The following is a 15,244-nucleotide window of genomic DNA, read 5'->3' as shown; positions in this document are numbered from 1 at the left end:
GGCTCTGTCAACAGATTTTTTCACGTAGTAACCGCAACTACGTGAAAATCAACTCGTACTCGACTCCGGATTCAACGTAGGTACGCCAGTACGCGCCCATCGTCGTCGTCTTCGAGATCGGGCGCGATGCGCCAGTGCGCGCGGACTAATCACGGGACCGCTCAAGGATTAGTCGGAACCCTTTGAGGCGACGTCAGCGACCGGATCGGCTGGGTCGTTCTATTGCGCTGGACCGAGGAACGAGAGCGGGGCCGCCTCCGAGGTCTCTCTTCGATCCAGGAAGTCCAGTATGAACAGAGCTGCTACATCGGGATCCTCGTGTTCCCAAATTCTCACTACAGTCCACCCGTTAGCCCTGAGCTCGAGATCTGTCTCCCGGTCGCGGTCTTTGTTCCGCTGCAGCTTCGGTACCCAGTAACTGGCATTTGTGGCGGGCAGAGTTGCGTGTTGCGGGCACCCGTGCCAGAAGCATCCGTCTACGAATATCGCCACTCGTCTTCGGGTGAACACAATGTCTGCGCGGCGTCGGTTCCCCAACGGGGAGTAGTCGACGCGATAGCGGAGTCCGGACTTGTGCAAGGCACGACGAATGGCGAGCTCGGGTGCCGTGTCGCGTCCGCGATTCGAACGCATCGAACTTCGAATTGCGGGAGACGAGGCCCATGAGCCAGTCGCGTTGTCCTCAGGCATGTAGCTTCCCGGGTCCGAGGTGCGGCGCGCGGCGACAGCGGGTGCGTTGCACCATGATCCAATTATCCCGTCCCAACTTCGCAGCGCCATCGCCGCGATACCGTGGCCGCAAGGCGGTGCGCGCCGCAGAAGCCCAGGTTAGTTGGTGACGACGAGCCAATGGCTGCTGCCGGCGCTCCAAACGCTCGGTCTGACGCTCCGACGTATGGGGAAATCAACCAATGAGCGCGAGCTGTCGCTCGAGCGGTTCACTGATGAGCGAGGCCTCATCGAAGTACGGTCGAATCTGTCTAGCGATTGCGCGAGCTAAGCCCGACGGCACCGCATTCCCGATCTGCCGCGCGATTTGGATTTTGGTCCCAACCCAGCGGTAGTCGTGCGGGAAGTCTTGGATCAGCGACGCTTCGTAGTGTGTAATCACCCGGTCTACGGACTTGGCCGGATTTCCTCGGTGCTTTCCAAACTCGTCCACCCATTCGCCGCGCTCCCACTGTGGGTGAAGGTACTGCCCCTTTTCCGGCTTGAAGAACTCGGTTCGAATCGTGACTGAAGGCGAGTCCCAGCGGAGTCGCCCCATCACGTCCGTGGTGCCCGTGGGCTTGTTCGCCCAGCAGTTAGGCAGGAGCTGCGCGGGCAGATCGAAACGACCGCCGCCGGGCGGAACGAAGCTGTACCGGTCCAAGCTCTTGAGTGTGGGCGTTCTCCGGATATGAAGATCGAGTCCGGTGAACACGCCAGGCATGAGTTCGCCAAAGAACTCGCCACGACTGTCCGGCAGTTCGGTTGACGCGGGGTGCGCGGGCAAGCCGCCGATCACGTCGCGGAGTGTCTTCCAGGGCTGGCGATTGCCCTCCTGCTGCCGGTCATGAGTCGCAGCGGGCAGCTCTATCGCGCCAATCCTTGACCCGATAATGATCGTTCGCTTCCGTCGCTGAGCCACTCCATAGTCTGCGGCGTTAAGCACCCCGAATCGCAGCTCATATTCTCGAAGCGCGCCATGATCGGCCTCGGCCAAAAGCATTTGGAACTCGGGGGACTTGGAGAAACGATCAACGTTCTCGATGACGAAAACCTTCGGATGCGCCTTTGCGACAAACCGCATGTACTCGCGCCATAGCTGATTCCGCGGGTCATCCAAATTCTTGAGGCCCAGGTTCGAAAACCCTTGGCACGGCGGGCCGCCGATGATGATATCCGCCTCAGGTATCTCCTCGTCGGAGACCTGCGCAATGTCTCCCGGGATCACGTGACCTTCGCCGAAGTTGGCCGCGTAGGTTGCTGCGGCGGCCTTGTCCCATTCGACGGCCAGAATCGGCTTGAACCCTTCCGCCGCAAATCCGATGGTCATGCCACCGCAGCCGGCGAAGAGATCGATCATGGAGGGAGTGGTCATGTGTTCATCGTACGTAAGACCACCGACAGCAAGGGTAGGCGCGCAAGTGCGTCAGCTTCCTGCGCGCCATACTTCAGGCTCGACGGGTCAGGCGACGGCGAGTTGCTGTCATTCGAGTGTTCCTCCACCAGGAGGTTCGTACGTCGGGGCGACGCGATCGGTCACCAACGAGCGATTGTTTTGGCTAGATCCGAATAGGGTCGTACCCGGCCCAAATCGACCACCTCGTCCCAGGCGATCTCTTGCTCCTTCGTGAGGGTCCCGAGCTTCTTGAGTCGACTGATTGCTGCCCGCATAGCATCGAAGGCGATGTGATACGTCGCGTCGACCTCACCCGTCCCCCGCGCAATCGAAACCAATCGAGTTGGCAGCGGTTCGGCAGTCACAGTCATCAAGTGCGGCAGCCGCTCACGCCGATGGCGGATCAATTGGTTGTACTCGTGTCTGATGTTCTGAACTCGATCGCTGCGGATAGTCCATTTACACGAGACGACCGCGTGGAGAAACGGAAGCGCCCCCGCTCCTACCCCCGGTAGAGCGACGACCACGTCGGGCTTGATCAGGTAATCCGTCCCCAGCGTCACCCGCAGCTCCGCGCTCTTCTTGGCTGCGTTGTTTACCCGCTTCAAATGGCTGTACTGCTCAAAATCTGTGACGAGACCCGGCTTTTCCAAGACGACAAATGGACGATCAGGCGCCGCTTGCGCTAGCTCGGACTTGAGTGCACCAGCAACAGCAAGCTCGAGCGGCCGTCCCGTGGCCGGATCCGCAACCCCTGATTCCCGGTCGCTAGGCACGCCGAGCTCATCAAGAGTCGCAGCCGCGATCGCCTTGGACATCTTGCTGCTCGAGTCCGCCGCGTTCGGGCGAAGCCCAGATTTAGTCGCCTTCCACCCGAGTAGCAATCCGGCAAAGGGTGCGTCGCTCATAACCGTCCTGTCCGGCGCGAGCCTTCGAGCGCGCCGAACCAAACCTAGTGGAACCCTAGAACCGAACAACTGTTTCCGGGCCCATCGCGCAAGAGCGCTTTCTAGCAGAGGTTGCTGGCGAGACATTCTCGTCGGCAGCGTTAAATTCATGACCGAACGGCTCGCGCAACCAAGATTATCGGCCGTCGATGGCTGCACCTCGTCATGTAGCAACCTGCCCGGCGGCGAGGACGATATGCGCATTGGAGCCCGCGCCTGGTCTTATACGGCCGCTCGATCGGGGGAAGCGGGCTCGGTGCGTCAGAGTCGGACTTTTGGTCCGAAGTGCGAGTTCAACTGTTGCAGTGGGTTTCGATAACAACGCGCCGCCGGGCTCCCAACTCGAGCGCAACAATCGCGATCGCCCCCGGCAGCACCCCCGCCTCGCAGCAGCCACCGGCCTTGATGGCGTACGCATTCGTGAGCTGCCTGCGCCCCGTGGGCCAGTCTGACCCGCTGACTCGGGCTACCGTCGCCTACGAGTTCCACCTATTGCGTCAGGTGGATAGACCGAAGCGCCGCCTCAAGAGCGCGCCCAACGCCGCCATGCCTGTGCCTATTCCAGCGATCGCAGCGACGACTAGAGCGGAGCCATCAACACCCAAATACGTGACCTTTATGCCCGTCCACTGCACCAGTGCGGTCAAGTCGATTGCGTTGGCCGGCGCCTTGGGAGGCGTAAGGAAAATACCATCCAGCGTGGCTAGCGTTACAACGAATGCGGCCAGCGTGGTCCCCAGCGCCACAAGCCAACTGAGCCCAGACAGCGAGCGACGAGGCACCACCCGCACGGCGAACCGCGTGTTTGGTAGGACGTAGTTGCCTGTGGCGCTGACGGCGACGCCATCTGCGGCGGCTGCTGCTCTATTTGCGCGCAATCGGACCTCTCCCACCGTGGGGTTGTCTCGCGCCTCCGCGAAGAATTCGAACGTGGCGACATCGTACGGTGTAGAGAAAGTCGTTTGCTTCCCCGTTATTGGAACAATCGTCGCTGGAAGGCCAAGTTCGACCGTCACGAACCCCGGCCGTGCATTGAATTGAAAAACATCCAATGCATACCGAGATCCGCCTCGGAGCTTCGCCTGGCGATCCGCGGTTCGCGGCCCGAATCTCGCCGTCTTTCCCGACTTCCGGAGTCTTCGGAGACCAACAACTCGAATAAAAGTGTCGGCTATCGGGGGAGGAAGTTCCTCGGGGGATGAGCCGCTTGTTTGTGGTCCGCGGGACGTGAGGAGATCGCCGAGGGCGCGGGCAGCTTGAGTAAATCCTTCACTGTCACCAGACGAGCGGGTGGCACGTCCATCCCGGTGCGGCCGCTCGCCAATGACAGCCGAATATTGCCCCTCGATTCCCGACGGATACTGCCCCTTAGGGAACCTACCCGCGAGCAGTGTGCGTATTTGCGGCGCGAGCTCCACCAGATAGGCCATACGGGACTGCGAGTCATTTGCGTCCGCCGCACCACCACTTGAGCTCGTCCTGTACTCAAACGGGTTGAGGTTCTCGTCGACTCTGAAGTCGACGAAGAAAAACTCGCCGCACCTCGATCTTCTGAGCCGGGTCGTCAGCGGCCGGGCGACGACCCGCTCCCGGATTCCAGCTCGATCCACCGGGTGATCACGTCCACCACGTACTCTCTTTCGCGCGGCGTGAGCTCGTGCCCCTTCGGGATGCCGTGGTTGATCTGCAGACAGGTGCGACGGCAGCAGGTCGCGGTGGCGTGCTGCGCCCGGAACACCGGATGCCCGCCCCACGGCGTCTGCTTGCCGTCCTTCTCGGGCAACGCCGGTGCGAGCCGAGCATCCACGAAATCGCGTGCATGCTGCCGGATCACCGGCAGCCCGCGCGACGCCAGGTACTCGCGCTCGACAGGGCGCAGGTGGAACTTCGCGCGGAACGGGATGCGGCCGATCCGCGCGATCCTGGCGTCCAACTGGTCCTGATCCACGATCGTCGACCCTACCGACCGCCACCGACAGCGACCGGCTCCTCCCGCAGAGCCGACAAGAGGTACGGGGCCGAGGCGCTGGCCGAGACGCCGGCGACCTCCGAGGGGGTCCCCGCGGCGACGACCGTCCCACCTTCCTCACCCGCGCCCGGGCCGAGGTCGACGACGTAATCAGCGGTGGCGACCACGCGCATGTCGAGCTCCACCATGACCACCGTGTTCCCCGCGTCCACCAGGCTCTGCAGATGCTCGACGAGGCGGTCGGCGTCGGCGCAATGGAGGCCGGAGGTCGGCTCGTCGAGCACGTACAGGGTGTCGGCGCGTTGGGCGCGTTGCAGTTCGGAGGCCAGCTTCACCCGCTGGGCCTCGCCGCCGGACAGCTCGGTCGCGGGCTGGCCCACGGCGGGAGCTGCGATGGTGTCGGTCATGTCCTTCTCCTTCATCGGAGTCGCTGCAAAAAATGAAGTGGGCCTACTTCACAAAATAAAGCACACTGCAATTAATGAAGTCAAGTGCTAATCTGGCGGACATGACGAACCAGCACTACGGCCAGTTCTGCGGCCTGGCGCGCGCGGCCGAGATCGTCGGCCAGCGATGGACGCTGCTGATCCTCCGCGATCTGAGCGTCGGACCCCGGCGCTACTCGGAGCTGGTGTCCGGACTTCCCGGCATCCCGACGAACACCCTGGCGTCGCGACTCAAAGAGCTCGAGGACGAGGGGATCGTGGAGCGGATGGCTCCCTCCGGTGCCGAGCGCTCGGTCGTCTACGCGCTGACGCCGCGGGGCGAGGAACTGGGCCCGGCGCTCGACGCGCTCTCCCGCTGGGGAGCCGGTGGGATGCGCGCGCCGCGCGAGGGCGAGATCGTGACCACCGCATCCATCACCGCCGCGCTCAAGGTCGCCGCGGGGGACGGGGTGGTGCAGGCGGACTGGGACACGGCGTACGAGGTGCACGTGGCTGATGTGATCGCCCACGTGATCATGCGCGACGGGGTCATCCTCGCCGGACCGGGTCCGATCGAGAACCCCGACCTGGTCATCACGGCGGGCCCTCAGATCCGGGATGTGATGGCGGGCGAGCTGGATGCGACCACCGCGGTGGCGACGGGAGCGGTGCAGTTGGAGGGCGACCCGGCCCTGTTCGAGCGGTTCGCCGAGACGTTGCGGGTGCCGTTCAGTGTCAACGTGCCAGCCCTCGGCTGATCGGCGTCACCTGCGGGGGGCCGCACCTCCGGCGCGGGTGAACGCGTAGGCCTCCTCCGCCAGCGACTCCCAGAGCCCGGGCGCCGCATCCGTCACCACCAGCCACTGCCGCATCGGCGTCTTCTTGCCCGCCTGGAACGGCTCGCCGACGGATGCGTCGATGAGCTCCTGCACCCGCGCGGCCGGCAGCTTGACCACGAAGCGCTCGCCGCTGGAGACCATGCAGAACACGGAGCCGTCGACGCGCAGGGCGTCGGAGCCGAACCGCCGTGGGCCTCCGGCCGGGGGAGTCACGCCGGGGCGGCCGACGAACGCGGTCACGATGTCGTCGAACCTGTCGCGAATGGTCATGGCGGGCCTAGGCGCGTTGCGCGACATAGAGGACCCCCGTGCGATTCGGGAGCGTCGGGCCGACCGTCTCCGCTTCCTCCCTCATCGCGTTCGCGGCCTCCTCTCCGAGCGTCTGCCGCACCTCGTCCAGGTTCGCCATCCATACGTCGTACATCCGCCCGAGCTGTTCGGCCCAGCGGGGGATCTCGATCCGCGCCACGACCTCCAGCCCGCCGGCCTCGATGATGGGTCGCCAGTCCGGCACCGCGTGCGGGCGCCCATCGTCGGACTCGTGCGCCGTGAACGCGTACCGACCGCCCGGGCGCAGGATGCGCGCCGCCTCGCGCACGGCGGCGATCCGATCCGTGGCGAAGAAGATCGCGTCCGCGCACAGGACGGCGTCCGCGCACTCGTCGGGCAGGCCGGTCGCTACGAGGTCGCCGATCTGGAACCGCGCGCGTCCCTCATCCACCCACTGGCTCGCCCGCTTCGCGGCCTCCGCGACGGCGACGGGGGACCAGTCGACGCCGATGAGGTCGGCGCCGGTCTCGCGGGCCACCCACAGGCTCACCCCGGCCCGGCCGCATGCGATGTCGACGAGGGTGCCGCCCTCCGGAACGTCTAACTGGGAAACGAACGTCTGCAGCGTCCACCGGGTCGACATCCCGTACGGGTCCACGCCGTCGGGATAGTCGTCGCCGTAGGCCTCCCGGGCGAGGCGCGCCATGATGGTGTCCGCCGCCGCGTCGCCATGGGCGGCGTCGAACTCCTCGGCGGTGACTCCCGGGCGCGGAGGCACGACAGCCCCCGGGATCTCGATCGACTCCGTCACGCGCTGACCTCCTGCTCGGCTGCGCACATTCTGCCGGGCGTCGGGCTGCGGGGGTAGAGGTGGCGCGTCAGTCGCCCGCGCCCACCCAGCGCTCGATCCGCCGATGGTCGGGCGTGAACCCGTGCTCCACACCCCAGAGCACCGCCTGGGTGCGGCTCTCGGCCCCGATCTTCCGGTACACGCTCCGGATGTGCGACTTGACCGTATTGGGACTCAGATAGGTGAGCTCGGCGACCGCCGCATTGCTCTTGCCCTGTGTGATCAGCGCGAGGATCTCGGACTCGCGGTCGGTGATCCCCTCTTTCCGCCCCGGCCAGTCGAGCTCGTCGGCGCTGCGCGCGCGTTCGGAAGAGTCGCTCACCACGATCTCGCCTGCGTTGACGGCTTCGATCGCCTCCACCAGCTCCTGGGCGGACAGCGTCTTCGACAGGTAGCCGTGGACGCCCTGCTCACGGGCGCTGTCGATCAGCTCGGGGTGGAAGTTCCACGTGTAGACGACGACATGCCGCGCCCGCGGGTTCTTCACGAGTTCGCCGATCTGCGCGTGACCGGACTCCGGTTGGGCGAACGCGTCGTACAGCACCACGTCGATGGATTCGGCCAGCGGCTCGTTGGTGTCGATCTCGACCACCTTCAGCCGGTCGCGGAAGTCGTCGAACATGCGGGCCAGCCCGAGCAGCACGACGTCGTAGTCGTCCACGAGCGCGATCGTGACGGGCGTGCCGGGTGCGGCAGAAGCCTCGGGCATGGCGGCACATTACACCCCTAGGGGTGAGGTCGGGCGGCCTATCCGGTGGTTGCGTGGAGGCGTCAACATCTCCACCGGAAAGGGTCGTGTCATGAACATCCTGCTGATCGTCATCGCCGTGATCGCCATCATCCTGCTGCTGACCGGAGGTTTCGTCTCGTCGCTGAACTTCCTGCTCTGGGTGGGGATCGTCTTGCTCGTCATCGCCGCCATCGTCTGGCTGGTGCGGATGCTCACAGGGAGCCGGCGCGTGTGAGGAAGGGCTGGGGGAAAGCCCTCGGGGACCGTCGGCCGACGGCGGCGGGTGGATGTGCGTCCACCCGCCGCCGTCGCTCTAGCCTCACCCCCGCCCGCAGTGCTAGGTTCGCGCGTGTTGTGGGGGGAGACGTGGCCTATCGATGAGGATAGGGAGTCATGTCGATGAGGACATCGAACATCGCCATTCGTGTGGGCGCGCCCGCACTGCTCGTCGCGGCCCTGATCGCCGCCGGCGCCACCTCCGCCCAGGCGACCACGCAGGCGCACCCGAAACCGCCGGGCGGCACGGTGCAGGTGGTCGTCTCCGGGCTGGACAACCCGCGCGGGCTGACCTTCGGGACCGGCGGGCAGCTCCTGATCGCCGAAGCCGGGCACGGCGGGACGCTGCCGCTCGGGGGCGGACCCGAGGGCGACCAGTACGGAGGCCTCACCGGCAAGCTCGGGGTGTGGGCGAACGGCGTGCTGACGCATCCCGTCACCGGGTTGTTCTCCGCGGCCGACCAGTCCGGCCTCGCCGCCGAGGGGTTGGTGTCGGTGGACGCTCAGGGGCGCTGGGTCACCGGGCAGATCGCCCTGAACACGTCGCCGATCCCGCCGGTTCCGCCGGGGAACCCGATCATCGATGCGGCGCGGGCCCAGCTCGGGCGCACGATCGCGATCGACCCGCGCTCGGGCAGGTGGGCGCCGATCGCGGCGACCGGTGACGCGGACTACGCGTGGACGGCGGCGCACAAGGATCTGGTCCCGGACCAGTTCCCGGACGCGAACCCGAATAGCGTGATCGTCCTCGGCAACACGCGCTACGTCGCGGACGCCGGTGCGAACATCCTCGCGAAGGTGGACAAGAACGGCTCCGTGTCGACCGTGGCGTTCATGGGCGTCCCGGCCGGGTCGGTGACGGACAGCGTGAGCACGTGCGTCGCCAAGGCGCCGGACGGATCCTTCTACGTGACGGAGCTGCTGGGCGGCACCTACGCACCGGGCGGCGCCCGGGTCTGGCAGGTCTGGCCGAACGGGACGGCGCGGGTCAAGTGGACGGGCTTCAGCACCATCCAGGGCTGCGGCTTCGACGGATCCGGCAACTTCTACGTGACGGAGTTCCAGGTCAACGGCCTCAACCCGGGACCCGGGGGCAACCCCGCCGGAGACCTGGTCAAGATCAGCCCGACCGGGCAGCGGACCACGTACGGCACCGGGCAGCTGTTCTTCCCATCCGGCTTCGCCTTCCGCGGCGGCAGCGCGTACGTGTCCAACTGGTCGATCATGCCTGCCACAGGCGGACCGAACGGGGTGAGCGGGCAGGTGGTGCGCATCAACGTCGGGGGGTGAGTGAGCGAGGATCGTCTGGTGATGCTGGGTCGCAGCATCACCAGACGGTCGCTCACAGTCCGACCTGCTCCACGGCGAATTCCGCTTGCTGTGGCGTGAACTTGTTCCGGCCCGTACAAGCCGAGCCCGAACGCAGACCGGTCGACGTTGCCGGGATCGTGGGACTGTGGGCGAGCGCGCTCACCGTGCTCGCGGCGGTGCTCATCTTTCGTGCGCTCGCCGATCAACCGTGCACCGCTGCGGCGGCGTGCCTGCTCCCTCCGATTTATCTGGCGGTGAAGCCCCTGCTGGTGGTGGCGTGTCTCGTCTTCCTCGTCCGGGCGGCGATCGGAACGCTCATCAGGCTCATCCGTCGCAACAAGCGCGCCCGGCGCCGCCGACCCGCCAGGTCATGAGGGCTCACGTGTAGGACACTTCCTGCCGCCTGATCGCGGGGATCAGAGCCGCCAGGATGCCACAGACGACACCGGCGCTGAGCAGCCACAGCCCGAGGCCGGCGGTCAGGTCCCATCCGGAGCCGCGGCTGGCGTCGGATACCAGCGCGAACGCTTCGGAGAACACGTTGCCGTTGGACTGCTCCTTCATGGTGACGGTCGGGTCGTTGATGAAGCTCCAGAGGGTGAAGGCGTAGATCGCGGGCACCACGATGGCCGCCAGTCCCAGGATGCGCCAGAGCACTCCCAGGTACCGGACGCGTGTGATGAGCAACAACAGCCCGAGTATGGCGAGGAATATCGCTATCGCCAGCAAGAGTGCCGCCGACGTCTCGTCGAGTGCGAAGTCGTGTGTCGGAGTCACGAGCAGGTCGGCACCTTTCAACAGGGTGAAGACGCCGTAGGGGAACAGGAGTCCGAAGCCGATCAGCAGGGCGGCGATGATGAAGCCGATCGCGGCCACGGCGTGATTGCGCCGATGTTTCACCGTGGGCGCACTCTGCGGTGCCGGTGCTATCGGTGCTGCCGGTGCGACGTGGTTCGTCCACTGCGCCCCATCCCAATAGCGTTGCTGACCGTCGGGACGCGTGTACCAACCGGGCGCGAAGCTCATGACGGCCCCCTTGCGTCGGCCCTGCGCGAACGGGATACCGCCGCGCCCAGGGAATCTGGTGAGGAATTCTCGGGGATGCTACTGCGCGGACAGCGCCCGCGGGCACCCCTCTTGGCGACACTCGCTTCGCACATCGACATCGCGCCGGCCTCCGGCTATCGTCGCGGGTGACCGTGCGCGGAGGCCGGAGGGGCCGGCCGAAGGAGGGGGCACCGATGTCGAAGTTCATGATCTCATTCCCGAGTGGGGAGATGCATTTCCGGCCGGATGAGTTCGACACCGTCGTGGCGGAGTCGCACGCGGTGATCGAGGAGATCAAGCAGGCCGGCGCGTACGTGTTCGGCGGCGGGATCGATGAGACGGTCCCGCCGGTGCTGGTGTCGGCCGAGGGCGGGGTGCGCGAGGGGACGTATCCGCAGACCGCACACCTCGAGGGCGGCTACACGATCATCGAGGTCCCGACGCGGGATGACGCGCTGCTCTGGGCGTCGAAGATCGCGAAGGCGTGCCGGTGCGACCAGGAGCTGCGGGCGTTCGGTTACGACCCGGCGTCGTAGGACAGCTCGGCGATCAGGAGCTCGTCAGCACCGTCTGTCCACGTCTGCGTGCGGGCCACGCGGAATCCGGCCCTGGCGACGGTCTCCGCCAGGTGCTCGACGGAATCGAACGCGGAGTGATCCGTGCCGGGCGGCGGTGCCGCGCGGTGGCGGGTGGGGTCGACGCCGAGGAAGGTCGCGGTGACGGCCCGGCCGCCGGTGCGGAGGACGCGCGCCCATTCGGAGATGGCGGCGTCGGGATGCGGGAAGAGCTGCAGCCCGGTGACGCACGTGACCAGGTCGAACGACGTGTCGGGGAGCGGCAGGCTGGTCGCGTCCGCGGCCAGGAGGTCGGCGTCGGGAAGGTGGCGCCGCGCCTCGTCGAGCATGCCGGGGGAGAGGTCCACTCCGGTGATGGGGCCTGTGAAGCCGCGGTCGTGGAGGGCGCGGAGCACGAGACCGGTGCCGGTCGCGATGTCGAGCACCGCCTCCACGCCCTCGAGGTCGACGAAGGTGGCGACGGCGGAGGCCAGGGCGCGGTGCATGGCGGAGTCGTCGTAGGTGGGGGCACGGCCGTCGAAGCGCTCGCGGACCATCAGGAGGTGGTCCTCGACGGTTGCGCGTGCGGGGGAGTCGTGCGGCTCGGTCACGTCGGCAGCCTAATGGGAGGCGGTGACCGACGGCCCCGTCGTCGCTGGAGGCGGCCGGTGATCTAATGGTGAGTCGGTGCGCTCATCCGCGCCGAGTGGTGACATCCGGTCACCACTCGGCGGAGCGGTGAGGCGCCGCGGACGCGCGGTCCTCAGCCCGCGGCCTCCTGCAGCTTCGCGATCTCGGCGCGGGCGGCCTGGACCAGCTCCTCGTTGGTGTGGGCGTGGCCCCACAGTCCCCAGCCGCCGGGCGCCGCCTCGGTGAGCAGCACCCAGGTGCGGTCGGCGAGGTGGGCGTCGCCGGAGGCGTCGGCGACCAAGGCCGTCAGGCGCTCGACGACCGCGAGCTGCTTGGCGCGGTCGAGGGCGCCGGCGTTCGTCAGGACCTGGACGCGAACGTGGTCGCCCTCGCCGTCCACATCGGCGAGATGGCCCGCGGGCAGCTCGTGGACGAAGGCGGCGGTGTTCGACCGGAACATCGGGATGTCGGGAACGGCCTCCACCTCCTTAACGGTGGCCGCGGCCGCGGTGGCCAGCGCGTGCGGGTCGGCGAAGGTGCCGGCGGGAGCGTAAATGTCGATCATGGGCATGGGGGCCTCCTGGGGCTCGACGGGAAGAAGTGGATGGTTCGAGCCTGGCAAGGGGCGGCATTATGATCAACGTCATAATCCTGATCGAGGAGGCTGCCGATGGATGACACCCGCGACCGGATGCTCGACGGGGCGATCCGGCTCCTGGCCTCGAAGGGCGTGCACGGCGCGTCGCTCGGCAAGATGCTCAGCGAGACAGGCGCGCCGCGGGGGTCGATCTACCACCACTTCCCGGGCGGCCGGAATCAGCTGTTCAGCGAAGCGCTCGACCGCACGACGACCTCCCACGACCGCTGGGTCGCCGCGCACGCGGGCTCGACGGCGGTGAGCGTGACGGAGGCGTTCCTCGCTTTCTGGCGTGCGGTGCTCGAAGGGTCGGAGTTCGAGTCCGGATGCCCGGTGCTGGCGGTCACGGTCTCCGCGCCGGATGGCGAGCTTTTCGACAAGGCGGCCTCGGTGTTCGCGTCCTCGATGGAGCACCTGACCGGCCTGCTCGTACGTGCAGGCGTCCCGCGCAGCGACGCGGCCGAGTTCGCGACGGTGCTCGTGGCGTCGGCCGAAGGAGCGGTGGTGATCGCCCGCGTGCAGCACAGCGTCCGCCCGCTGGACGCGGTCGGCGAGCTGCTGCTGGGTCGTGCCCGCCACCTCGACGCGGCCGCGGCGACCACCGCTTAAAAGTTTGCGGCGGCCGACTCACCCGAACGTCGACCGCCGCGCACCGGGAATGCAGTACAGCTGCCCGCCCCCTGCGGTTCAGCCTGCCATCCGGTTGCTTAGTGCACACAGTAAACGACCGGTCGCGGAAGTCAACCCCGTGGGCCAGCGGATGTTCGGATGTTCACCTCGAGTTCACGCACGGCGGTCGCGACGCCGTCCGGAGCCTCCCAGGCGGTGAAGTGACCCCCGCGCAGCAACCGGGCGAACGCGCGGATGTCGGTGTAGCTCTTCTCCGCCAGCGACCGCGGGTAGGCCGCCTCGTGCCGTTGGATAAGGATCGACGCGGGCACCGTGATGAGCGGGTGCAGCTCGTCGTCGTCCGTCGACTCGCGGTATGGCCGGAAGCTCGTGCCGATGGAACGGCTGAACCAGTACACCGAGACGTTGGTGAGGATGTCGTCGACCTCGAAGCGTTCGAGACCGTCGCCGTCGCTCCACGCGGCGACCTTCTCCGCGATCCAGGCGAGGAGGCCGCTGGGGGAGTCGATGAGGGCCGCGGCGAGGGTGTCGGGACGCGTGCCCTGCTCGTGCGCGTAGCCGGACTCGGCGGGGACGGCGACCGAGGCCAGGAAAGCGCGCTCCTCGTCCGTCAGCTCGACGCCCGGGCGCGACCGACCGGAGAAGGAGGCGTGCGAGGCGACGATCCCGGCGACCCTCTGCGGGTAGGCGGCGGCGAGCCAGTCGCTGACGCCCGCGCCGACATCTTCGCCGTAGGTGAGGTAGCGGTCATATTCGAGCGTGCTCGTCATCAGAGCGTTCCAGCGGGCCGCGACACCGGCGGAGGAGTACGGCTCGGGCAGCGGCGCCGACCATCCGTAGCCGGGCAGCGAGGGGATGACGACGTCCCGCTCCTCGCTCAGCCGGTCGGCGAGGTCGAGCATCGACGCGAACGAGTACGGCCAGCCGTGGCTGAGGACGATCGGCAGGGCGTCGCCGGGCTGTCGGGCGGGCGCGACGATGACGTGGATCGCGCAGCCGTCGAGGTCGATCATCCGCTGTTCGTAGCGGTCGAGCCGGCGTTCCACCGCGCGCCAGTCGTAACCGTCGCACCATCGGTCGACGAGTCCGCGCAGCACCCGCGGCGGGATGCCGTTGGACCACTCCGGGCCGGGAGTCGGCTCGGGCAGGATGGCGGCCTCGAGGCGGCGGTACAGGTCGGCGAGGTCGGCGTCGGAGACGTGGATGCTGTAGCTCATGGGTCGAATCTAGGAGGCACCTCCGACGGGCGGGCAGGGCGTTCCGGGATCTGGGGAGAGCTCGTCGGCGCGGCGTACTGTGGAGAACATGGCCCGCAACCGTGACGAGAACCGTCGCGCGGCTCGCGAGTCCGACCCGCTCGTCGAGGCCGCGCGCTACCGGCTGCGACGCGACGCCGAGGCGCGCGGCGAACCGGTCGAGGAGGCCAACGCGGGCCAGCCGTCGATGGACCAGCGGGCGCAGATCGTCGAGACGGCCATCCAGCAGGCGATCCGGCGCGGCGATTTCGACAACCTGCCGGGCGCGGGCAAGCCCCTGCCCGGGCTGACGGGGACGCACGACCCCGACTGGTGGATCCGCCGCAAGATCGAGCGCGAGCAGCTGACCGGTCTGGGGCCGCCCGCGCTGATGCTGCGCACGGAGGACAAGGAGCTGGACGCGCGGCTCGACCGACTGGCGTCCGAGACCGCTGTGCGCGAACACCTCGACGGGTTCAACCGCCGGATCGTCGAGGCGCGTCGGCAGCTGCAGGGCGGCCCGCCCGTCGTCACGCCGACGCGCGATGTGGACGAGGAGGTCGCCCGCTGGCGGCAGCGGCGCGAGGAGCGCATCCGGCAGGCGGAGGAGAACCGCCGGGCGCAGCAGGAGGCCTGGTCCGCGCTGTCCCGCCGCGAGCGCCGCCGCCTCCGCCGCGAGAACGGCCGCTGAGCAACCTCATCCCGCGCTACTGGTCCCAACACGCCGTTACGGCCGCCGCTAAAACGGCGTGTTGGGACCACTAGATCGGCGAGGAGACGCAACACCCCG

The 15,244-nt window shown here is 67.4% G+C and carries 19 protein-coding genes and 1 pseudogene; 7 read left to right on the top strand and 13 right to left on the bottom strand.

Features of this window, described 5'->3' with window-relative positions:
- Nucleotides 1-219: 219 nt before the first annotated feature.
- The 6 genes and pseudogenes from AB0P25_RS02230 to AB0P25_RS02205 all read right to left on the bottom strand — a co-directional run.
- Complete coding sequence (locus AB0P25_RS02230; RefSeq protein ID WP_363805150.1) at nucleotides 220-690, bottom strand: very short patch repair endonuclease; 471 nt, start codon at nucleotides 688-690, stop codon at nucleotides 220-222.
- A 214-nt stretch (nucleotides 691-904) separates the two neighbouring features.
- A complete protein-coding gene (locus tag AB0P25_RS02225; RefSeq protein WP_363805148.1) occupies nucleotides 905-2,083 on the bottom strand; it encodes a DNA cytosine methyltransferase in 1,179 nt (392 codons plus the stop codon).
- A 161-nt stretch (nucleotides 2,084-2,244) separates the two neighbouring features.
- Complete coding sequence (locus AB0P25_RS02220) at nucleotides 2,245-3,012, bottom strand: NgoMIV family type II restriction endonuclease (protein ID WP_363805147.1); 768 nt, start codon at nucleotides 3,010-3,012, stop codon at nucleotides 2,245-2,247.
- Nucleotides 3,013-3,548: 536 nt separating this feature from the next.
- The gene (locus tag AB0P25_RS02215; RefSeq protein ID WP_363805146.1) at nucleotides 3,549-4,067 is read right to left on the bottom strand and encodes a hypothetical protein; all 519 of its coding nucleotides are present in this window, start codon (nucleotides 4,065-4,067) and stop codon (nucleotides 3,549-3,551) included.
- Nucleotides 4,068-4,615: 548 nt separating this feature from the next.
- Nucleotides 4,616-4,999, bottom strand: coding sequence for a DUF4186 domain-containing protein (locus tag AB0P25_RS02210; protein ID WP_363805144.1), 384 nt, complete (start codon nucleotides 4,997-4,999; stop codon nucleotides 4,616-4,618).
- An 11-nt stretch (nucleotides 5,000-5,010) separates the two neighbouring features.
- Nucleotides 5,011-5,400, bottom strand: a pseudogene (locus AB0P25_RS02205) (excinuclease ABC subunit A); the annotation flags it as partial.
- 128 nt (nucleotides 5,401-5,528) lie between these two features.
- Between AB0P25_RS02205 and AB0P25_RS02200 the strand changes: the two are divergent.
- Nucleotides 5,529-6,203 carry a winged helix-turn-helix transcriptional regulator gene (locus tag AB0P25_RS02200; RefSeq protein WP_363805142.1) on the top strand — a complete coding sequence of 225 codons (675 nt, stop codon included), beginning with the start codon at nucleotides 5,529-5,531 and terminating at the stop codon, nucleotides 6,201-6,203.
- Between the two features lie 6 nt (nucleotides 6,204-6,209).
- Here the strand turns inward: AB0P25_RS02200 and AB0P25_RS02195 are convergent, their stop codons facing one another.
- From AB0P25_RS02195 to AB0P25_RS02185, 3 genes are all read right to left on the bottom strand, one after another.
- Nucleotides 6,210-6,554 carry a hypothetical protein gene (locus AB0P25_RS02195; RefSeq protein ID WP_363805141.1) on the bottom strand — a complete coding sequence of 115 codons (345 nt, stop codon included), beginning with the start codon at nucleotides 6,552-6,554 and terminating at the stop codon, nucleotides 6,210-6,212.
- 7 nt (nucleotides 6,555-6,561) lie between these two features.
- Entirely contained in the window at nucleotides 6,562-7,365 is an 804-nt protein-coding gene (locus AB0P25_RS02190; RefSeq protein WP_363805139.1) for a class I SAM-dependent methyltransferase, read from the bottom strand.
- 67 nt (nucleotides 7,366-7,432) lie between these two features.
- The gene (locus AB0P25_RS02185) at nucleotides 7,433-8,113 is read right to left on the bottom strand and encodes a response regulator transcription factor (protein ID WP_363805138.1); all 681 of its coding nucleotides are present in this window, start codon (nucleotides 8,111-8,113) and stop codon (nucleotides 7,433-7,435) included.
- 91 nt (nucleotides 8,114-8,204) lie between these two features.
- On the opposite strand from AB0P25_RS02185, the gene AB0P25_RS02180 reads away from it, so the two are divergent.
- From AB0P25_RS02180 to AB0P25_RS02170, 3 genes are all read left to right on the top strand, one after another.
- Nucleotides 8,205-8,369: a hypothetical protein gene (locus AB0P25_RS02180; RefSeq protein WP_363805137.1), complete on the top strand. Its 165-nt coding sequence runs from the start codon at nucleotides 8,205-8,207 to the stop codon at nucleotides 8,367-8,369.
- Between the two features lie 158 nt (nucleotides 8,370-8,527).
- A complete protein-coding gene (locus tag AB0P25_RS02175; RefSeq protein ID WP_363805136.1) occupies nucleotides 8,528-9,700 on the top strand; it encodes a ScyD/ScyE family protein in 1,173 nt (390 codons plus the stop codon).
- A gap of 95 nt (nucleotides 9,701-9,795) precedes the next feature.
- On the top strand, nucleotides 9,796-10,095 hold the full coding sequence (locus tag AB0P25_RS02170) for a hypothetical protein (protein WP_363805135.1): 300 nt from the start codon (nucleotides 9,796-9,798) through the stop codon (nucleotides 10,093-10,095).
- Nucleotides 10,096-10,099: 4 nt separating this feature from the next.
- On the opposite strand, the gene AB0P25_RS02165 is transcribed toward AB0P25_RS02170, so the two are convergent.
- On the bottom strand, nucleotides 10,100-10,747 hold the full coding sequence (locus AB0P25_RS02165; protein WP_363805134.1) for a DUF2510 domain-containing protein: 648 nt from the start codon (nucleotides 10,745-10,747) through the stop codon (nucleotides 10,100-10,102).
- 215 nt (nucleotides 10,748-10,962) lie between these two features.
- On the opposite strand from AB0P25_RS02165, the gene AB0P25_RS02160 reads away from it, so the two are divergent.
- Nucleotides 10,963-11,304, top strand: coding sequence for a transcription initiation protein (locus AB0P25_RS02160; RefSeq protein WP_363805133.1), 342 nt, complete (start codon nucleotides 10,963-10,965; stop codon nucleotides 11,302-11,304).
- On the opposite strand, the gene AB0P25_RS02155 is transcribed toward AB0P25_RS02160, so the two are convergent.
- Both AB0P25_RS02155 and AB0P25_RS02150 read right to left on the bottom strand, forming a co-directional pair.
- The gene (locus AB0P25_RS02155; protein ID WP_363805131.1) at nucleotides 11,286-11,933 is read right to left on the bottom strand and encodes a methyltransferase domain-containing protein; all 648 of its coding nucleotides are present in this window, start codon (nucleotides 11,931-11,933) and stop codon (nucleotides 11,286-11,288) included. The genes AB0P25_RS02160 and AB0P25_RS02155 overlap by 19 nt on opposite strands.
- Nucleotides 11,934-12,085: 152 nt before the next feature.
- Nucleotides 12,086-12,523 (bottom strand): hypothetical protein, encoded by a 438-nt coding sequence (locus tag AB0P25_RS02150; RefSeq protein ID WP_363805130.1) that lies wholly within the window; start codon nucleotides 12,521-12,523, stop codon nucleotides 12,086-12,088.
- 99 nt (nucleotides 12,524-12,622) lie between these two features.
- Here AB0P25_RS02150 and AB0P25_RS02145 point away from each other — a divergent pair, with 99 nt between their 5' ends.
- Complete coding sequence (locus tag AB0P25_RS02145) at nucleotides 12,623-13,198, top strand: TetR/AcrR family transcriptional regulator (RefSeq protein WP_363805128.1); 576 nt, start codon at nucleotides 12,623-12,625, stop codon at nucleotides 13,196-13,198.
- 131 nt (nucleotides 13,199-13,329) lie between these two features.
- On the opposite strand, the gene AB0P25_RS02140 is transcribed toward AB0P25_RS02145, so the two are convergent.
- On the bottom strand, nucleotides 13,330-14,436 hold the full coding sequence (locus tag AB0P25_RS02140) for an epoxide hydrolase family protein (RefSeq protein WP_363805127.1): 1,107 nt from the start codon (nucleotides 14,434-14,436) through the stop codon (nucleotides 13,330-13,332).
- A gap of 88 nt (nucleotides 14,437-14,524) precedes the next feature.
- Between AB0P25_RS02140 and AB0P25_RS02135 the strand changes: the two genes are divergently transcribed.
- Nucleotides 14,525-15,145: a DUF1992 domain-containing protein gene (locus AB0P25_RS02135; RefSeq protein WP_363805125.1), complete on the top strand. Its 621-nt coding sequence runs from the start codon at nucleotides 14,525-14,527 to the stop codon at nucleotides 15,143-15,145.
- The last annotated feature ends 99 nt before the right edge of the window (nucleotides 15,146-15,244 follow it).

This window comes from Leifsonia sp. NPDC077715 (assembly GCF_040686855.1).
Taxonomy (GTDB): domain Bacteria; phylum Actinomycetota; class Actinomycetes; order Actinomycetales; family Microbacteriaceae; genus Leifsonia.
The sequence above is the reverse complement of the archived record's forward strand: the minus strand, read 5'-3'. Positions and strand labels throughout refer to the sequence as shown.

What these genes read in the sequence shown, in the direction of transcription:
- AB0P25_RS02140 (WP_363805127.1), bottom strand. Translation starts at nt 14,436, where the DNA reads ATGAGCTACAGCATCCACGTCTCCGACGCCGACCTCGCCGACCTGTAC.
- AB0P25_RS02165 (WP_363805134.1), bottom strand. Translation starts at nt 10,747, where the DNA reads ATGAGCTTCGCGCCCGGTTGGTACACGCGTCCCGACGGTCAGCAACGC.
- AB0P25_RS02160 (WP_363805133.1), top strand. Translation starts at nt 10,963, where the DNA reads ATGTCGAAGTTCATGATCTCATTCCCGAGTGGGGAGATGCATTTCCGG.
- AB0P25_RS02150 (WP_363805130.1), bottom strand. Translation starts at nt 12,523, where the DNA reads ATGCCCATGATCGACATTTACGCTCCCGCCGGCACCTTCGCCGACCCG.
- AB0P25_RS02175 (WP_363805136.1), top strand. Translation starts at nt 8,528, where the DNA reads ATGTCGATGAGGACATCGAACATCGCCATTCGTGTGGGCGCGCCCGCA.
- AB0P25_RS02185 (WP_363805138.1), bottom strand. Translation starts at nt 8,113, where the DNA reads ATGCCCGAGGCTTCTGCCGCACCCGGCACGCCCGTCACGATCGCGCTC.
- AB0P25_RS02200 (WP_363805142.1), top strand. Translation starts at nt 5,529, where the DNA reads ATGACGAACCAGCACTACGGCCAGTTCTGCGGCCTGGCGCGCGCGGCC.
- AB0P25_RS02225 (WP_363805148.1), bottom strand. Translation starts at nt 2,083, where the DNA reads ATGACCACTCCCTCCATGATCGATCTCTTCGCCGGCTGCGGTGGCATG.
- AB0P25_RS02180 (WP_363805137.1), top strand. Translation starts at nt 8,205, where the DNA reads ATGAACATCCTGCTGATCGTCATCGCCGTGATCGCCATCATCCTGCTG.
- AB0P25_RS02230 (WP_363805150.1), bottom strand. Translation starts at nt 690, where the DNA reads ATGCCTGAGGACAACGCGACTGGCTCATGGGCCTCGTCTCCCGCAATT.
- AB0P25_RS02135 (WP_363805125.1), top strand. Translation starts at nt 14,525, where the DNA reads ATGGCCCGCAACCGTGACGAGAACCGTCGCGCGGCTCGCGAGTCCGAC.
- AB0P25_RS02220 (WP_363805147.1), bottom strand. Translation starts at nt 3,012, where the DNA reads ATGAGCGACGCACCCTTTGCCGGATTGCTACTCGGGTGGAAGGCGACT.
- AB0P25_RS02195 (WP_363805141.1), bottom strand. Translation starts at nt 6,554, where the DNA reads ATGACCATTCGCGACAGGTTCGACGACATCGTGACCGCGTTCGTCGGC.
- AB0P25_RS02145 (WP_363805128.1), top strand. Translation starts at nt 12,623, where the DNA reads ATGGATGACACCCGCGACCGGATGCTCGACGGGGCGATCCGGCTCCTG.